The sequence below is a fragment of the Methanosarcina sp. UBA5 genome (genome assembly GCF_002505485.1).
Classification (GTDB): Archaea; Halobacteriota; Methanosarcinia; order Methanosarcinales; family Methanosarcinaceae; genus Methanosarcina.
The window spans coordinates 13,914-31,791 of the sequence record NZ_DAVG01000084.1 but is presented as its reverse complement, the minus strand read 5'-3'; the positions used below and the strand labels follow the sequence as shown (position 1 = coordinate 31,791).

The 17,878-nt window shown below is 39.3% G+C and carries 16 protein-coding genes and 1 pseudogene; 12 read left to right on the top strand and 5 right to left on the bottom strand.

Going from position 1 to position 17,878, the window contains the following annotated elements; translation table 11 throughout:
* Positions 1–146: 146 nt before the first annotated feature.
* Both BP621_RS09305 and BP621_RS09300 read left to right on the top strand, forming a co-directional pair.
* Entirely contained in the window at positions 147–941 is a 795-nt protein-coding gene (locus BP621_RS09305) for a helix-turn-helix transcriptional regulator (protein WP_292389348.1), read from the top strand.
* 241 nt (positions 942–1,182) lie between these two features.
* Positions 1,183–1,863: a restriction endonuclease gene (locus BP621_RS09300; protein ID WP_292389347.1), complete on the top strand. Its 681-nt coding sequence runs from the start codon at positions 1,183–1,185 to the stop codon at positions 1,861–1,863.
* 50 nt (positions 1,864–1,913) lie between these two features.
* Here the strand turns inward: BP621_RS09300 and pheT are convergent, their stop codons facing one another.
* Positions 1,914–3,542 carry a phenylalanine--tRNA ligase subunit beta gene (pheT, locus tag BP621_RS09295; protein WP_292389345.1) on the bottom strand — a complete coding sequence of 543 codons (1,629 nt, stop codon included), beginning with the start codon at positions 3,540–3,542 and terminating at the stop codon, positions 1,914–1,916.
* 627 nt (positions 3,543–4,169) lie between these two features.
* Between pheT and BP621_RS09290 the strand changes: the two genes are divergently transcribed.
* Positions 4,170–5,204, top strand: a complete 1,035-nt coding sequence (locus BP621_RS09290; RefSeq protein ID WP_292389344.1) for a class I SAM-dependent methyltransferase — start codon at positions 4,170–4,172, stop codon at positions 5,202–5,204.
* 247 nt (positions 5,205–5,451) lie between these two features.
* Complete coding sequence (gene rnhB / locus BP621_RS09285; RefSeq protein WP_292389343.1) at positions 5,452–6,123, top strand: ribonuclease HII; 672 nt, start codon at positions 5,452–5,454, stop codon at positions 6,121–6,123.
* Between the two features lie 226 nt (positions 6,124–6,349).
* Here rnhB and BP621_RS09280 read toward each other — a convergent pair whose 3' ends face one another.
* Positions 6,350–7,372, bottom strand: a complete 1,023-nt coding sequence (locus BP621_RS09280) for a right-handed parallel beta-helix repeat-containing protein (protein ID WP_292389342.1) — start codon at positions 7,370–7,372, stop codon at positions 6,350–6,352.
* Positions 7,373–8,201: 829 nt separating this feature from the next.
* On the opposite strand from BP621_RS09280, the gene BP621_RS09275 reads away from it, so the two are divergent.
* The 3 genes from BP621_RS09275 to BP621_RS09265 are packed head-to-tail and all read left to right on the top strand — an operon-like array spanning position 8,202 to position 11,011.
* Positions 8,202–9,473, top strand: a complete 1,272-nt coding sequence (locus tag BP621_RS09275; RefSeq protein WP_292389341.1) for an NRAMP family divalent metal transporter — start codon at positions 8,202–8,204, stop codon at positions 9,471–9,473.
* A gap of 38 nt (positions 9,474–9,511) precedes the next feature.
* A complete protein-coding gene (locus BP621_RS09270; protein ID WP_292389340.1) occupies positions 9,512–9,724 on the top strand; it encodes a hypothetical protein in 213 nt (70 codons plus the stop codon).
* Positions 9,725–9,739: 15 nt separating this feature from the next.
* Positions 9,740–11,011, top strand: a complete 1,272-nt coding sequence (locus tag BP621_RS09265; protein WP_292389339.1) for a magnesium transporter MgtE N-terminal domain-containing protein — start codon at positions 9,740–9,742, stop codon at positions 11,009–11,011.
* Positions 11,012–11,128: 117 nt separating this feature from the next.
* Here BP621_RS09265 and purQ read toward each other — a convergent pair whose 3' ends face one another.
* The 3 genes from purQ to BP621_RS09250 all read right to left on the bottom strand — a co-directional run bounded on the left by purQ (position 11,129) and on the right by BP621_RS09250 (position 13,142).
* Positions 11,129–11,827, bottom strand: coding sequence for a phosphoribosylformylglycinamidine synthase subunit PurQ (gene purQ / locus BP621_RS09260; protein WP_292389338.1), 699 nt, complete (start codon positions 11,825–11,827; stop codon positions 11,129–11,131).
* Between the two features lie 62 nt (positions 11,828–11,889).
* The gene (gene purS, locus BP621_RS09255; protein WP_292389337.1) at positions 11,890–12,141 is read right to left on the bottom strand and encodes a phosphoribosylformylglycinamidine synthase subunit PurS; all 252 of its coding nucleotides are present in this window, start codon (positions 12,139–12,141) and stop codon (positions 11,890–11,892) included.
* 719 nt (positions 12,142–12,860) lie between these two features.
* Positions 12,861–13,142, bottom strand: a complete 282-nt coding sequence (locus tag BP621_RS09250; RefSeq protein WP_292389335.1) for a MarR family transcriptional regulator — start codon at positions 13,140–13,142, stop codon at positions 12,861–12,863.
* Positions 13,143–13,378: 236 nt separating this feature from the next.
* Between BP621_RS09250 and BP621_RS09245 the strand changes: the two are divergent.
* From BP621_RS09245 to BP621_RS09225, 5 genes and pseudogenes are all read left to right on the top strand, one after another.
* Positions 13,379–14,018, top strand: a pseudogene (locus tag BP621_RS09245) (dihydroxy-acid dehydratase); the annotation flags it as partial.
* 84 nt (positions 14,019–14,102) lie between these two features.
* A complete protein-coding gene (locus tag BP621_RS09240) occupies positions 14,103–15,215 on the top strand; it encodes a nitrogenase component 1 (protein WP_292389333.1) in 1,113 nt (370 codons plus the stop codon).
* Between the two features lie 25 nt (positions 15,216–15,240).
* Positions 15,241–15,657 carry a NifB/NifX family molybdenum-iron cluster-binding protein gene (locus BP621_RS09235; protein WP_292389332.1) on the top strand — a complete coding sequence of 139 codons (417 nt, stop codon included), beginning with the start codon at positions 15,241–15,243 and terminating at the stop codon, positions 15,655–15,657.
* 149 nt (positions 15,658–15,806) lie between these two features.
* Positions 15,807–16,280, top strand: a complete 474-nt coding sequence (locus BP621_RS09230) for a 3-isopropylmalate dehydratase (protein ID WP_292389331.1) — start codon at positions 15,807–15,809, stop codon at positions 16,278–16,280.
* Positions 16,281–16,659: 379 nt separating this feature from the next.
* Positions 16,660–17,595: a hypothetical protein gene (locus BP621_RS09225; protein ID WP_292389330.1), complete on the top strand. Its 936-nt coding sequence runs from the start codon at positions 16,660–16,662 to the stop codon at positions 17,593–17,595.
* The last annotated feature ends 283 nt before the right edge of the window (positions 17,596–17,878 follow it).

The window sequence follows — 17,878 nt, the reverse complement described above, 5'->3', positions numbered from 1 at the left end:
GACCAATAAAACTGTATTAATCAAATCCTGTAATAAAAAATAAAATGCAATAAAAAATAAAAGCAGTTAAAAACCGAGGGCCCAAAATCAAAAAGTTTTTATGATATTGGTATAGAGGCAAAGGTAGAGACCGAAAGTGAGCAAAAATGAAACATTGCCTTCTTAACCTGATTCTTTTTTCGGGCAGAAGAAAAGATATTCTACTGCTCCTGAAGGAAAAACCAAGGGACGTCGATGAGATAAAAGAACTGCTTAGCGTGAATGCCAGTTCGATCCAGCTTCATATGAAAAAAATGAAAGAATCCGGCCTGATAACCCAAAAGAATAAAATCTACAGGCTGTCCGAGATTGGGGAGATAATAGTTGAAAATATGCAGCCTCTGTTGAGTACGGCTGAGCTTTTAGGAGAAAATACTGAATACTGGCTGAGCCATGATTTAAGCTCGATTCCTGAGTTCTTGCTGAAGAGAATTGACGAACTCGGACACTGCGAATTACTGGAACCTGACGCCGGGCATCTATTCGAGACCCCGAAAATACTCCGGGATAGTATTCTAAGCTCAAGGGAGGTCCTGACCTTTGCAGCTTATTTTCATCCTCAAGCTCCTGCAATTTATACAGAGATTACGGAGAAGGGAGCTGAAATTATACTATGCATGACTGAAAGTGTTGCACATCGTTTATTTTTAAATAATCGTAAAGAGGCAGAGAAACTGTCCAGAGCCAGCAATTCCAGGCTTTTTATAGTACGAGAGCCGACAGCAGTTCCATCCCTGATTGTAACGGATAGGCTCGCTGCATTCAAACTTTTCGAAAAAAACGGAAAGTTAAGGGACCAGCTAGTTCTGTCTTTTGGGGAAAAAGCCATATGCTGGGGAAAGGAACTTTTCAGGTACTATCTGGAAGCAGCCGAACCTTTGGATGAAAATGAATTCCTGTAATTGTGATCTCAGGTTTCCATCCTGTTTCGAGCCTAATTCTGGCGTTTAATCTGGAATATAGAAAACCATCTTGTATTCAGTCCCTCAGAATTTTTCTCGGATTCGCTGGGCATGTACCGAAATTCGTACCTTTGCTCCAGTTATCTATAACCAATTATAAAAACCTGAAAACGGTAAAAATGGAGCTAATAAGTAGAATTTTCTAGAAAAACGCAAAGTTAAAATGAAAAGGAGACCGGTTATGAAATTCTGGCTGATCAAAGCTGCAGGCACCTTAGAAGATGAAGAGCTGATCCTGGAAAACAGCGTGATTACAATAGGATGGGCTGAATTCCCGGATTTATCCAGTATTAGAAACGAAGCACAGGTAAAGAAAATAATGCTCGATAAATATCCCGGGATGCAGGAAGAGCGTAGCTCTTCCTGGGCAGGAGAGATATATTCATTTATTACAAAAATAAAGAAAGGAGACCTTGTGGCAGCCCCGCTCAAAACCAGGAACGAAATGCTGATTGGAAAGGTTACCGGAGACTATGAATACCAGCAGATCAGCGATTTTATCAGGCATATCAGGAGTGTGAGGTGGCTTAAAACGCTCCCAAAAGGAGATTTTGAAGAAGAATATGACGTTGACCTCTGTTCTCCCGAGACACTTTCCCTTATAAAGACAGGCCCTGAAAAAATTTCAGATTTAATCGAGATAAAATCCCTGGGAGTCCTTCTTGAAGAGCTTAACTTTGCCCTTGATGAACTTGGTTCCCTGAAAGAAAGGCTGCTTGAACTTACTTACAGACTGACTGAGACTGAAGATATCTCCGAAGTCCAAAAAATAGCAGCCGAAATGGAGAAAATGCTAAGAGAAAATGAAGGAAAAAATGAAGAGAAGAGGGAAGAAATGGAAAGAATGAAGAGAAAGAAATAGAGAGGAGAGAATAGTCTCCTCTCAACTGAATATCGAACTTTTAACCAATATTAACCTATAAGGTCATTGAGGTCAAGTTCAAACCCAACAACGGCGTATCCGAGAGCAAAATTGCTTATGACCTCTGGATGGAATTCTCCAAAGACTCCTAGTTTTTTGCCTTTGACATAGACATCGGCCCGCCTGCCTTCGAGGAATGCGGGATCTTCGGATTCTTTTACCTCGTAGGGAAGCATCATTTCCCTCATCAGGGCGTCTACAACCTCATAGGCCTCGGTAAAGTTTGCCTGCGGGTGAATCGAGACTGCAGCTACGTGCTGGCCGGTTATTTCGTTATTTACGACCTCGCCGAACTCGAAAATCTTCTGAGGAAGTTCCCTGTGCTGGTTTAAGGCAAGAATTTCAAGAAGATTCGGAAGCAGGGTTGTCCTGATCATTGTCTGGTCTTCGCTTATCGGGTGAAGCACATAGGTAACATCATCCGTTTTTTGCCTGCGCATGTTCTCAAAATTGATTTTTTCGCTGGTGAGTGTAAATGGCATAACTTCGTAGTAGCCGAGCCCTACCATTATCTCGTTTACGGGAGCTCGAAGCAGGGAAATCGGGTGAGACTTTCCTGGGGTATAAGTTTCAGGAATCCTTACTTTGATGTTTTCATACCCATAGCCCTTGGCAATATCTTCTACAAGGTCGTAGTTATGAAGAATATCGGCCCTGTAAGCCGGGACCTTTACCTCGATGGTTTCTTCATCAAGGGCTTTTGCTCCAAAGCGCATTCTCTCAAGCTGTTTAACGATTTCTTCTAAGGAAAGTTCCATGCCTAAAAGGTCTTTAACTTCAGTCTTTGTAAGGAACCTGGTCTCAGGTTCAAGGTCAGGTAGGGTAAGTTCTCCACAGTCGGGCCTGACAACCTTTACGAATTCGATCTGCCCACCCCTTTCTGCAAGGGCGGTCACAACAATATTCAGGGCGGTATATACGGCTTCTCCAAGCCCCGTGACATCAATAAAGAGGTCGGTTGTGCTCTCGGTCACACTTGTAAGTGTCCCGTTAATGATCGGCGGGAAGGACAGCACATTGTCATCTGCGTCCAGAATTATCGGGTATTTATCAAAGCCCCTGACAAGATGGGCAAACCTTGTGCCTTTAGGATGCTTTTCCAGGATCTCGTTCATGCTCATTTTTTCGGTGTAATCCAGTGGCACGAACTCGAAACTTGGGTCTACGGCCATATATCGGAAAGGCGGCTTAACATTTGAGAGGTCATGCACGCCTATAGATACTTTTTTCCTGTTTCTTCCAAGTCCCCAGTGCAGGTCTTCCTGAAGATCCATAAGGGATTTTATGGACGAGGATGTGAATTTTACGCCCCTTACAACCGCACACCCAAGAAAAGGCCTGATTTTCAGGATCTCATCACTGACCGAGATCGAAACCCTGGGCGACTTTACCTCATATTCGGACAGTCCGGTCTCAAGGTCCAGAAAACCCCGCATTGCCCTGGCTGCCCCTTCCACACTGTAAAGGTCAGGCCTGTCAGGGAAGAACTCTATGTCGATATATTCGTCTTCAATCCTTTCGACATCAGCCCCTATCATGGGCACCCTTTTTATGATGGTTTCCTTATCGGTTCCTGTGAGTTTTTCGAGGTCGTCGTACTGCAAGGTAATTACTGGCATTGGGTATTCATCTCGTCTTTTGCTCGCTAACTTAACCCAAAACATACTCAACTTCAGATTTAATGTTTTTGTTTGAGGAGATGTTTGAAGCTTTGGAAAGTCTGCAGGCAGGAAAAACGGATGAATTCGCAGCTCAGAAATTCAGGTGTGAATTATCGGTATAGCAATAATTTATCCCCTCTAAAATTAAATTTATTTTTGAGTTCGCCTGCTATAATCAACTTTGCAGGTCTGAAAATTGTTAGAAATAAGCTCGAAACACCTGGAACAGCAACGTCCTAGAGATTTAATATTGCTACCTTAATTGTAAGATCAAAACAATTATTTTTAATACTTTTTAGTTTAAACTAATCTTAAGAGCCTAACAAGTAAATATAACTTAGAATATCTTACATAAAACACCAAATATATTATATGATTTCATAATCAGCCAATAAAATAACATACTATGGATAATATTGGAATCTTTGAACGGAGTTGCTCACTTGATATATATCTGTAATCAAGTACACAAACACTGTGATTTCAATTTTAGTATTAAGACAGTTAAAGGCATAATGCTATAATTTTTCAGTTAACTGCATAAGTCTTAAAGTAAAGTGAAAGGATGCACTGGGTGAATTGAGGATGGAACAGACTTTTGACGAATTTGTCGATTATTGTTATAGCAGGATCTTAGGCAGAGTTCCTGATCCTGAAGGAAAAGAACATTATACCCAACTATTGAATAAAGGCATACCAAAACACGAAATCTTAATATCTCTTTTGAATTCTGATGAATATGCTGAGCGCGTAAAGTATATTATGAGTCCTACGATCAAATTCGCTCCTCCAGGACATTTTTACTCTCCATTACCAAATCTGGATAACATCTCGAACTTATATCAAAAAATCGACAAATCTCGGAACCCGACTGGAATTGAGATCAATGGTGATAAGCAGATAGAATTACTAAAACAGTTCCAGAAATATATCTCCTTAATCCCGTTTGGAGATGGTTTCAAGCAGAATAATACCAGATACTTTTTTAATGGGAGTGAATGGTATAGTTACGGCGATGCAATTGTTTTATTTTGCATGATAAATTACTTTAAACCAAAAAGGCTTATCGAAGTAGGATCAGGTTATTCGTCACTTGTTACTCTGGACACCTGCGAACTGTTAAATCTTAAAACGAAGATAACTTTTATTGAGCCTTATCCAGATCTGATTTTAAGTTTATTGTCTGACCGAGACAATCCTAAAAAGCTTATTTTAAGAAAAGAGGTTCAAACAGTAAATCTATCTCTTTTTGAAGATCTGAATAGTGGGGACATTCTATTTGTAGATAGTTCACATGTTGTGAAGTTTGGGAGCGATGTTCTTTTCATTCTTACCGAAGTACTTCCCCGTCTGAAACCAGGTGTGATTATCCATTTTCACGATATCTTCTGGCCATTTGAATATCCTCTAGAATGGCTGGAACGGGGTTTTGCATGGAATGAGGCATACTTTTTAAAGGCATTACTTATAACTAATAAAAATTATGAAATTTTATATTTTAATGATTATATGGGGCAAGTGAATCACGATCTGGTGAAGGAATACATGCCTCTTGCATTGAAAAATCATGGATGTGGAATCTGGTTAAAGAAACTTGAGTCTGAATTCTCTTTTGTTTGAAAAAGTGTAACGCAACAATTTATATAAACTGTTGACAGCTTTCATCCTGCATTGAACCTTGAAGACCTGTCAGAGTATCCACACAGTGAGAACGGAAAAGAGATTTCTAACGGGCTATTCGAGCCAGTGAATACTTTTGTAAATGGGTTTTCATTTTTTCAGAATTTCTGTAGAGCAAACTATACCTTTACTAACTTTTATAAATAATGAAAAGCTCTCTTCCTTCAAATAGGGAGGCAGCAGAAAAATGATGATCGCAGGAATTGATGAAGCCGGAAAAGGTCCTGTAATCGGGCCAATGTGCATAGGAGGCGTAAAAATTGAAGAATCCAGAGCCCATATCCTTAAAGTGCTGGGGGTTGCGGATTCCAAGAAACTGACGCCAAAAAAGCGGGAGCAGCTTGCAGCCCAGATTAAAAAACACGCAGACGGCTTTTTTATTCTTGAGGTCAGCCCTTCCCAGATTGACGAGCTCCGCAAGATCATGACAATGAATGAGATCATGGTGGTCTGCTTTTCAAAAGTGCTCGAACAGCTAAAGCCTGACCGCTTATATGCCGATGCTGCTGATGTCAATGAAGAACGTTTTGGAGCCAACATCCTTAGGCAGTATGCAAAAACCAGCCCTGACCACGCAAAGGAAATAGAGATAGTTTCCATGCATCAGGCCGACGCTACTTATCCTGTTGTATCGGCAGCCTCAATTATTGCGAAGGTGCGCAGGGATGAGCTTATCGAGGAGCTTAAGAAAGAATGGGGCCTTGACTTCGGCAGCGGTTACCCCTCAGACCCGAAAACAAAAGAATTCCTGTTGAACTGGGGAAAGGAGCACTCAGGAGAGTTCCCTGGAATAGTCAGGCAGTCATGGCAAACTGTAGAAAATATAAGGGAAGAACTGAAAAAAGCTGAACTGAAGTGAGTATTATGGGAAACTATAAAAAAGAGCTGAAAAATAGAAAGGTTACAGAGAGCTTTTTAAAGAATTTATTATAAAAGATAATTTAAAAAATACTGCTAAAATAAAAAAATTACAAAGAAAATTATAAAAAAGAAAGGTCGTTTTTAAGATCTTTCCAGCAAATGTTCAACGGATCTTTTTATTAAATCACTAATTAAGACATTTAAGTTTTATTACTACTTATATTTCATTTACCTGAAGAAACATTATTTGCCAGAGGCATGTAATCTATGCTTCCGGTTGTTTGGTTAACAACATAAGGAGTGTCACCTATACCATTTCCGTCAGCATCTGTTCCATTATAATTTTTCCACTTATTGCCTGCTGAACTGCTGTTCCAGGAATTCGTTCCTTCATCCACGGCATCCACGAGGTTGAAGAATTTATTGAGGGAGATCATATTACCGGTGGATCCTTTAAGATGCATTCCAAGACCATTCATGTACAGGCTGTTATTAGTCAGAATATTAGATCCTGCCATATTCTCGATGATTACTCCATAACTGTTTCTTGAAATGGAATTGTATCCAAGCATGTTAGTTATTGAAGCGTCAAGAAGGACTCCTACATCGTTTGATTCTGCAGTGTTATTCATGAGAGTATTGTTAGTAGAATTATCCAGCAGGATTCCCTCGTCGTTTGTCTCTACCAGGTTGTTTGACAACTTATTTTCGTTTGATCTGGAAAGAACAATTCCGGTAGATCCGAGACATATCTGATTGTTGTCAAGGAGATTACGATGAGAATTGTTGAGGTCAATGCCAACATCATTCAACATCAGGGTATTGTTACTTAAGGAACAGTTCTGCACGCCTTCAAGATAAAGACCGACTTCCTGATAAGCATCAATTCCTGAGGGCCCTCCTAAAATATGGAAACCGGTTATTCTCACGTTATTTGACTTGATACTGAAGACGTCATTTGCCGGAACTGCGCCTATTACATAGGTACGGTTCGTCATGTCGCCCGAAACATCAGTTTTCGAGATAATTGCAATTTCCTTATTCACGTTTATATTTTCTATGTATATGCCAGGGCTTACAACAATTGTATCCCCATTCTGTGCATTATTGACAGCATCCTGAATGAAACTATAGTTTTCTCCCCCATTAATGCCTACGGTAAGAACCGCAGCCCCTGACTGAGTAACTGTTGCCCCAAGTACAAGGAGGAAAATTATGCAAATGATTTGGATTGATTTTCCTTTCATAATCTAATACTCCCCTTAATTTTAAAATTATATATACAGAAAGACAATCATTGTTTTTATAATAACTCGTATGAATAATAATCTGAGATAATAAAAAGATTTTGAAATATCTTTTCTGAAAAGTAAGCCTGAACTTATTTTTATTTGTCTTTTCAAGAGATCCATCCGACCTTGAAAATTATATACAATCAAAAAAATTTTAAATATAGAGTCCAGCATGATTGTCTCAGAAAAAAATAGAGGTCATGATAAGAAATTCAAGACAGATAAAAAGAGGTTGATCTGAATTCTAACATATCCTGGAAGTCAAATATTTCCACAAAAAATTTGGTCAATATACAGTTTTTGGCTCTGTATAAATAATTACTTATGAATACCAGATGTTTTGAAATGGGTTTATAGCGTCAAGTTTCAGGTTTAAAGATCCCAGTGATATTCTTCTTGTCGGTTTAAGTGTTTTTGGTCTCAAATGTCTCAAATAGTTCTAGGAATCCCTCTTTTCATATCCTCTTGAAAAGCTGAAAGTTTGTACAGTTGAACTTATACTGAAGACAGAAACACCCGACTGCTCAAATTATAACAATTTTATAAAGTAGCGTGATCTTGGTTTTGTATCTAATCTGCTTAGTATCTCATTTGCTTAAGTTTTATTTTAATCAAAAGAACCCGATGTACTAAACCGTAACAGCAGTTTGTGGAGTCTTAAAGATACTTATAAATACACATCTGCTTCATTATGCAATCCACACAAGATATGAGTATTAAATTATAAATAAAGTCTATAGATAAGTCTATCTCATTATGTACCCCAGAATGGAGGTGAATAATCATGGGAAGTGCATCTTATTACTATAAATATCGCAGGTTCATAAAATGGCTACGTTTATATCTGGCACTTGCAGGCCCAGGCATAATTGTAATGGTGGCGGACAATGATGCAGGGGGCATTACAACCTATGCTGCAACAGGCGCCAAATTTGGTTTCAGTTTTTTATGGTTTATACTACTTCTCGGCCCTGTAGCATATGTCGTTCAAGAGATGACTGTAAGATTAGGTGCGGTCACCAAAAGAGGACATGCTGAGGCTATATTCGATGCTTTTGGCCCATTCTGGGGCTGGTTTTCTTTAATAGATCTGGGTATTGTGGATTTTCTCACTCTGGTAACTGAGTTTATAGGAATGACGGCTGCTCTGAAGATCTTTGGAGTGCCACCTGTAGTAACAGTAATTGGAGTTTCCATCTTGATGAGCGCTATAGTCATGCAGGGTCGATATTGGACCTGGGAAAAAATAGTGCTTGTATTTTGTTCACTCAACCTTATTTATATTCCCGCAGCCTTGATTATTCATCCTGATGTTAGTGCGATCACAAAAGGCCTGATCCCAGGTTTTCCCACAGGACTCACAAATGACGTTTTTTTCTTCCTCATGGCCAATATAGGAACAACGATAGCTCCATGGATGTTATTCTTCCAGCAGAGTTCTGTAGTAGATAAAGGCATGACCGAGAAAGACATTTTATTTGGAAAGCTCGATACAGCATCGGGTGCTCTTTTCACAGTACTGGTTGCAGCTTTTTGTATAATTCTCACCGCTACATTGCTTCACAAGCCAGGAGGAGCAGATATTGAAAGCGCTGCTGCTGCTGCATCTGCAATCATGGTTCACAATCCCTTCGTTGGCTCTGCTCTTGCCATAGGACTTTTTGATGCCGGTCTTCTTGGAGCTATATGTATATCGCTGGCAAGTTCGTGGGCTATGGGAGAGGTCTTTGGATGGGCTCATTCCATTAATAACAAGCCTTCAGAGGCTCCAATGTTCTACGTGTTCTATTTTTTAAGCCTGATTGGTGCCGGTATAATAGTATTGCTTCCAGGTTCTCCGCTGGTACTAATAACCTTATTCGTACAAGTTATAGCTGTAACTCTTCTTCCAGCAGCTCTTGTGTTTCTAATACTTCTGCTCAACAATGAAGAGTTAATGGGTAAATATAAAAACACTCTTGTTCAGAATATATTGGGCTTCTCGATAGTGTTTATAATAATTATTCTCTCCACACTTTATGCCCTAAGCGTGGTCTTTCCGGAGTTGTTCAGGTGAGCAGCACCAAAATATGTGAGGATAAAGGGGTAATAAATATGGCAGATAACGTTGATGATATATCTCAGAAAGGGAGAATCAAGCGTTTAGTAAGAGAGTGGAGAAAGAAAGTAAATGAAATTAATCAGAAATACAGCAAACCACGCTTGAAGATGACACCTCTGGTCAGGGTTTCACTCCTTGCCCTCAGAATTTATCTGATAATACTTGTGATCATATTAATTTATAAATTCTATACGCTGGTAAGGTGAGGGGGAGGTGATGGTATGAAGGCTGGATCCACAAAAACACAATCAAAAGGAATTTTTTACTTGAGTAAAGTGATGAATGCAAACGTCTTTCTCAAAGGCAAAAAGATAGGAAAGCTCTCAGATATTGTTATAGTTAATAAAGGTAAGGTGGCTGTAGCTACACACATCATTATAAGTCGACCTTTCGGCTATCCTTCATTAATAGTGCCATGGGATAACGTAAACACATTCAGTGAAAAAGAAATAACTGTAGATCTCGATGATATAGAAAGGTACGCCTTTAAAATTCCGGAAGGATTTATTCTTCTGAAAGATTTCATTCTGGATAAAAAGATTCTGGATATGGAAGATGCAGATATCGAGGTCGTTTACGATATCAGGATGGTACTGAAGAACAAACTCTATATTACTGATGTAGACCCGTCTAAAGATGCGCGTCTCCGGAGGCTGGGTCTGAGTAAATTTGCTAATTTAGTTCATAAGAAGGACGATAAAAGCGAAGAGGAGCTTATTCCCTGGTTTTATGTCCAAGCGTTGCCTCCCAATATTGGAAGTTTCACAGGTGACGTCAAGTTAAATGTATTAAAGGAGAAGCTGAACGATCTTCCACCTGTGGATATCGTAGAGATTCTTGAGGATCTGGATCACGATCAGAGACTTGTTGTTATCAATCAGCTTGATGAAGAGCATGCTTCTGATGCTCTTGAAGAAATTGGTCCAAACATGCAAAGGGAGATAATATCCTCTCTGAACAAGGAGAAGGTCGCTGATTTAATCGATAGAATGACACCTGGTCAGGCAGCTGATGTACTAGCTGTACTGACTTTGGAGGATCAAGCAGAGATAATGAAGTTGATGGATGAAGGAAATCTCCATAAGATAAAGTCTATCCTTGAGAAGCGGCAGGACACAATACTCAACCTCATAACAGAGAAATATATAAAGGCACAACCTGACGAAATAGTAGAGACCATACAGAATGAATATCCTAAAATTGCAAAGGGTAAGGATGAAATAATGTATATCCATGTCGTAGGCAAGGATAATAAGTTATTGGGTATTCTCGATGTAAAAGAGATCCTTCAGGCAGATGATAAAGCACTACTTAAGGATGTCATGAATAAGAGTGTCATAACCTTGAAATCGGAAAGCAGTATTGCAGAGGCTACGGCGATGTTCTCCAGATATGGTTTCAGGTCACTTCCAGTGACGAATAAAGAAAATAAAATAGTAGGAGTTGTCAGTCAACGAGACGTCGCAAAACTGACACTTCACTTCTTGGAATGATAAATGGCTACTATATTTCGGTTATAATAGACTCCCTATCTTTGAAACAGGTATAAAAAATAATAAGATTTGAAATAAATCAAAAATAAAAAAGTTAAAAAAATAAAATCGAACTAATCAGAAATTCTCAGTAATGTAATCCACCATAGACTCGAAAACTCGCAGACCGTCATCTGAGCCCAAAATTGACTCGGAGGCTCTTTCAGGATGGGGCATGAGACCAAGAATATTTCTTGAAGTATTTACTATTCCCGCAATATTTTCAAGAGAACCATTAGGATTGGCTTCATCAGTTACCTTTCCGTTTTCATCCACATAGCGGAAGACAACCTGCTCGTTTTCGTCAAGCTCAGCCAGGTTTTTCTCTTCGGCATAGAATTGCCCTTCCATATGGGCAATAGGCATCCTGATAACCTCGCCTTTCCTGAACTTCGAGGTAAAAGGCGTATCAACTGTCTCTACCCTGAGGTTGGTCCAGTGACACCTGAACTTCGGATACTCGTTAGTTGTCAGGGCTCCCTCAAGCACCCGGGCTTCGGTAAGAATCTGGAAGCCGTTGCAGATCCCGAGCACAGGCTTGCCTTCGGCTGCAAGTTTTTTTACTGAGTTCATAATTGGAGTGCGGGCTGCAATTGCTCCTGCCCTGAGATAGTCTCCGTACGAGAAACCTCCAGGAACGACGACTCCATCAAAACCTGTCAGATCTTCCTGCTTGTACCAGATAGTCTCGGCGTCCACACCCACAACGTCTTTAAGGACGTGCAGGACGTCCAGATCACAGTTTGTGCCTCCGAACTGAAGAATGGCAATTTTCATTTTTTTCCCTCAATTTTCAAAGTTTTGGCTTTTCTGACGCCTCAATCGCTTATCCACACAGCTTAATTAAGTTCCTTGAGCTCGATTGTATAATTGTGGACGATTGGGTTTGCAATAAGTTTTTGGCACATCTCGTCAACTTTCTGGTTTGCAATCTCGGCAGAGTCGGCTTCTAGCACGATTTCGTACAGCTTTGCGGTCTTTACGCTGCTGACCTGGTAGCCAAGTTGTCCGAGAGCCCTTTTTGCGGTAGTGCCTTCAGGGTCAAGCATACCTGCTTTCTGTTCAATTCTAACTGTTGCCTGGTACTGCATTTATAAGCCTCAATTTTAAATTTTGAACATTAACTGAATGTCCCCGCGTTTCGGAACCCCGAATACGGATTAAATAAATAAGTAAATAGTTTTCAGTCTGCACCATAATAACTATAAGATGCTTAATCTTTATGGCAATAATTATAAGGTGTTCGATTGTTCTAACATGCCTTTTATTTATTTTTGGGCGTTAGCTAGTTTTTAACTTGCCTTGCCAGCGCCGATTTCAAGGAAAATAAGGATAAAACCTATTTAATCTTATGGGTCTTAGTTTGTTTTGGCTGCCGGCTGACTGAGTACTGGAAATAAAGATTTGAGTTAAGTTCTGAATGCTTATAGTCTTTCTAATTATTATTGAGCTGGTCATTTTCTGGTTTCCCTCTCTAAAAATCAAAACTTCCTATAAAAACCCAAATAATGATCTAAAATCCAAATATTATTCTAAAAATCCAAACTTAATTTAAAAGCTCAAATCTTTTACCGGCCTTTGGGCAACAGATCTCACTTTAAAAAGATATATCTGACTACAATATATAGAACGTTATTGAAAATGGACCTGTCCGCTTGATTTTCGTTTACCAGGCGATAAAACTAAGAACAAAACTACGTGAGAAGACCATTTTCGGCCAGTTATAGAGGTTTTGTGTGAGTTTTTAGGAGACAAAGCTAAAAAATAATTTTGGGAAGCTTCAACTTCCCGTGCTTTTTATTACTCAGACTTAGTTCAGTAGCTGATTAATTTTGCTGTAAAAATCTATAATAATACTTGTTGCCTCATTGTCCATATTCAGCTGGAAAGTTCGGATCTGCTTTCCCAGGGGTTTTTCCTGAACGATACCTGAAAGAACCAGAGGTGTGATAACCCTTGATACGCTGGAATGAGATAATCCAGTTTCTTCAGCTATTCCTGAAAGATAGGTTGGCTCATTCTGGTTTTCGATCAGGTTTTTAAGAACTGTCATCTGTGCTGTTTTTCCAAATATTTTTTCCATTGAATCCATAGATATCATCTCAGAGGTGGCTATTCTCTAATAAGTGATTATTCAGTCCCAATAACCGCCGCCGGTTAATAAACCTATCTTCTAATTTAATAGGTTAGTGTACAAATTATTCTCAATATCTGGTCTCTCTACTCCATTGAGAATATATCAATCGCTGTACTTTAGTCTCAAATGCGTAAGTCGTATATATAGTATAACTTTTTAATCCTCACCACAAAATTTTATGGAGATTTAACATGAGAAGCGATATCATCAAAGAAGGACCGTAGCGGGCTCCCAACCGTTCACTTCTAAAGCGACGGGAATCACAGATTCCGAGATGAGAAAGCCTTTATCATAGTTGTTAATTCCTGGAACGATATAATTCCTGGTCACATGCACCTGAAAAAACTTACTGAGGCTGTAAAAGCCGGAATCAGGAACGCCGGGGGAGTTCCTTTTGAGTTTCATACTATAGGGGTCTGCGACGGAATCGCAATGGAGCATGAGGGAATGAAATATTCCCTTCCTAGCAGAGAAATTATTGAAGATACAATTGAACTGATGGTTAAAGCCCATCAGTTTGACGGCATAGTCCTTATTCCCACATGTGACAAGATTGTTCCAAGTCATCTTATGGCAGCAGGCAGACTTGGCATTCCTGCAATTATCGTAACCGGAGGGCCGATGCTCCCTGGATACATTGCTGACAGTTACAAGGATTTCATCTCAGTCTCTGAAGGGGTGGGGGCTCATAGAGTAAACAAAATCTCAGACGATGACCTTAAAAGACTTAAAAATTTTGCGTGTACTGGAGCCGGATTCTGCGCAGGGATGTTTACCGCTACTATGGCATGTATGACCCATACATTCCCCACAGGGATGTTCCTCAACGGTTTCAGCTGCCTATGATGTCCATGAAATCGATTTTACGAAAAGAAAAAAGTTGCATGCACCAGGCTTTTTGAAACAGACGTAGTCATGGGCGCGTCAAGCAAGCTGAAAAAATTAATTGAAGAAGCTGATACAAAATTTAAAATCAGAGCGATATTCGTAGTTGGTACATGTGCAGCTGACATCATTGGTGAGGATATTGAGGGCTTATGTCGAAATATCCAGCCACAAACTAATGCGAAGCTTATTCCCTTGATGGCAGGAGAGTTTCGAGGAAACCTCTATGATGGTATTGAATTGGGACTGAATGCGCTATTTCCATTTATAAAAAAACAGAAGGAAAAAATTCCAAACACTGTGAACTTAATAGCTCCTCAGGCAAACCTGAACCCTACCTGGTGGGCGGATTTGAAATGGATACGTGAAACCCTTGAAAAAATTGGGATTCAAGTTCAGGCTGTGCTTCCTCACGATACTTCGCTGGAAGAACTGAATAATGCTGGGTTAGCATCGGCAAATATACTTCTCAGTCACGATGCGGGGTATAAGTTCGGATTAAAAATGCAGGAAGTACATGGTATACCGTTTATACTGTCGGATATTCCCCTCCCAGTAGGACTTAAAAATACTGCAATATGGCTTCGCGCAGTAGGAAAATACTTTGACGTCGAAGAAAAGGTCGAGGCAATAATAAAAGACGGAGAAGCTATGGCCATTGACGTGCTGAGACGCAGGGGGTTAATGATGATTCCCAGGTACCGTAACTGCAGAGTGGCTGTTTCAGCTGATGCGACCATGGGAATAGGCCTGACCAGAATGTTATTTGCAGAGCTGGAAATGATTCCGGAGCTGTTGCTGTTCAGATCGCCTATGTCTGACTCTCAGCTGTTGTTGGAAAACGAGCTTAGCGAGATGGGAATTTCCCCAAAGGTTGTTTTTTCGGCGGATGGATATCAGATAAAACAATCGTTGATGGAAAGCTGTGTAGATGCTGTATTCGGCTCTTCATGGGAGTATTATCTGGCTGAAGAACTTGGAATAAAGTTTGCATTTGACGTTTTTAGCCCGACAAAACGACAAAATTACTTGAACAGAGTATATTTCGGATACGAAGGTATGCTGAACTTTTTGGAAAATGTTGCAAATGATTGGGAAAGGGCTCTGCGGTCAAAGCAGATTAACTGGGAAGAGTATTCGTAACTAGCTAAAAAATGGAGCTTGCAATATGGACACTGAATGTACAACTTTAAATGAGGTAGAAAAACAGAGCTCTGAGAAATTCAAGGTGGCAGTTACTTCAAAAAGTGGAAAACTTGTTGACCAGCACTTTGGGCAAACAACCGATTTTATGATTTTTGAGATTAATGGTGAGGATTATAAGTTTATCGAGACACGCTCGACAAAGAAGTACTGCAATGGAGGTAACGAGCTTAACAATGAATACCATGGGAAAAAAGAAGCAATCGAAATTGTCTCTGATTGTGATGCTGTACTTTCTATGAAAATCGGGTTGGGTGCACAAAAAAAGCTTGAAGAATGTGGAATTTACTGTGTAGAATACTGTTACACCATTGAGAGGGGATTAAAGTATTTGCAAACAATGAGGAAACAAAAAAGTAAGGTAACTATTCAGGTACCATAAAGTGAGTCAATTGACACTCATTTTAGCATTAAAATATATATAATTTTTGCGCTCAGGATATCAATAAACAACCAAGTACTCAGTTACTAAAGTATGTGTATGAAATTATGTGTTATTAAAGGAAATTACTTTTCAGTTGAGGTGTGACGGTGAATCTTATTGTAGGCCGAGTCTGGAAATTCGGAGACAACGTTAATACTGATGATATAATCCCGGGTAGGTATTTGCGGAGCAAAGATGTACAGATTTTTGCAGCTCATTCAATGGAAGGAATTGACCCGGAATTCACACAAAAGTTCAGGTTTGGAGATCTCATTGTTGCAGGCACCAACTTCGGATGTGGGTCTTCAAGAGAGCAGGCTCCTCTTGCTTTGAAATATGCAGGAGTATCGTGTGTTATAGCGAAGTCCTTTGCCAGAATCTTTTTTAGAAACGCGATCAATACCGGGCTACCTCTTATAGAGGCTGATATCGAATGTCAGGAAGGAGATGAAGTTAAAGTTGATCTGGCTAAAGGTGAAGTTATAGTTTCAGACGGAGGCATATTTAAAGGAAGCAAATTACCTGATTTTCTGCTTGAGATACTTAATGATGATGGGCTTGTAGCTCATAGAAAAAAGTAAATAAAGAGCAAAATAAAAAAAATTGCACTTTTACTCATATGTAAACTTCAGAATAAGAGTAACTGTCTACAAAAGTTAGTTATAAATACGCTCAAAAACGAGTATAACTTCTTAATAAAATAAATCTCAACTATAAGTATGTTCGAACTCTGTATCAGATTGAAATTATTAAACTACTCAACTTGCAAGAATAATCCTCTATCTGCAAGAAAAATAGGTCAAAAATAGTATTTTTCTTGCAAGACCCTCATTGAAATAAATTATTTATATAACTAGCTAGGAAATAGGATACTAATTTCCGAGTTTAATTTAACTAATATACAGATTATCTCAATACATAAAAAGAACTGAACTCGTTTTTAATCTAGGATGATACATAATGTTAACTGTTGAAACAAGCGGGCTCAAAGGAATAACGAGCTTTACCACATATGATAGCGGCGAACTAAAAGACTGTAAGTTTGAAGAGTATAATTTAATTCATACAAAATACGGAGATCTTGTGCCGCAGTATGGTGATCCAGGATTTCGAAAAAAGCAGTTAGCAGCTTTGTCTTTCTATAAAAGCGGGAAAATTAAAAACATTTCTTTAGAGCAACAAACTGAAATAAGCACACCAATAGGGACATTTCCGGCTGAATTGGTTACTTTTTTTGAAGATGGATCGATCAATAGCTTGTTTCCTTTAAACGGCCAGATCAGCGGTTTCTGGTCAGAAGAAGAAGAAGGCAAACTTGCACAAAAATTCAATTTTTCATTCCCATTTGGGGACTTTTGTGCAAAGATAATAGGTTTGCGGTTTTATCCAGACGGAAGAGTTAGAAGTCTGATTTTGTGGCCGAATGAACGAATCATAATTGACACGCCAGCAGGAAAAATGCCAGTTCGAATAGGATTTAAGCTCTTTGAAGATGGGAGCATAGAATCTGTAGAACCTGCAGAGCCATTCTTGATTGAAACCCCTATTGGCTCGATAAATGCATATGATGCGGATGCAATGGGCATTGATGCGGATAAAAACTCCGTGTGTTTTGACGAAAGAGGTAGATTAACTTCTCTTTGTACTTTCGACATCATTACAGTCAGAAAGAAAAACGGCGAAAAAGAAATAATTTTTCCAACGTTAAAGCCGGGTCTGACAACTGAATTTGAAAAAGTGCCGATTAAATTGATCTTTGACGCTGATACTGTAAGCGTTGATGATACCAAAGCAGCAAATTACAAGATAGCTGAATGTACTTTCCTGATCATGCGCGGTAATTATATGGAAGCAAAATCATGCGATGACTGTTCCAGTTGCAAGGGTTGTATGTGACCTGATATTTATAATTGAATAATTCTACATTGCAGAAGTCGCATCTCTTAACTATCAAAAAAGTTTGCTCATTCCATTTTCTACAGGCGTACGCAAGATAATTACTTTACCTTTTTTCAGCTGATGTTTTTGTGACGATAGAAGATTTTCTGCTTTTCCGGGAAATATTATTTAAGACTTACCACTTGAAGCATAACATCAAGAGCAAGCAACCCCATTTTAAATTATTGATATCTATATAGTTTTAAGTATTTGCTTTTTCGATTTTAGCTCTTCGTCATTT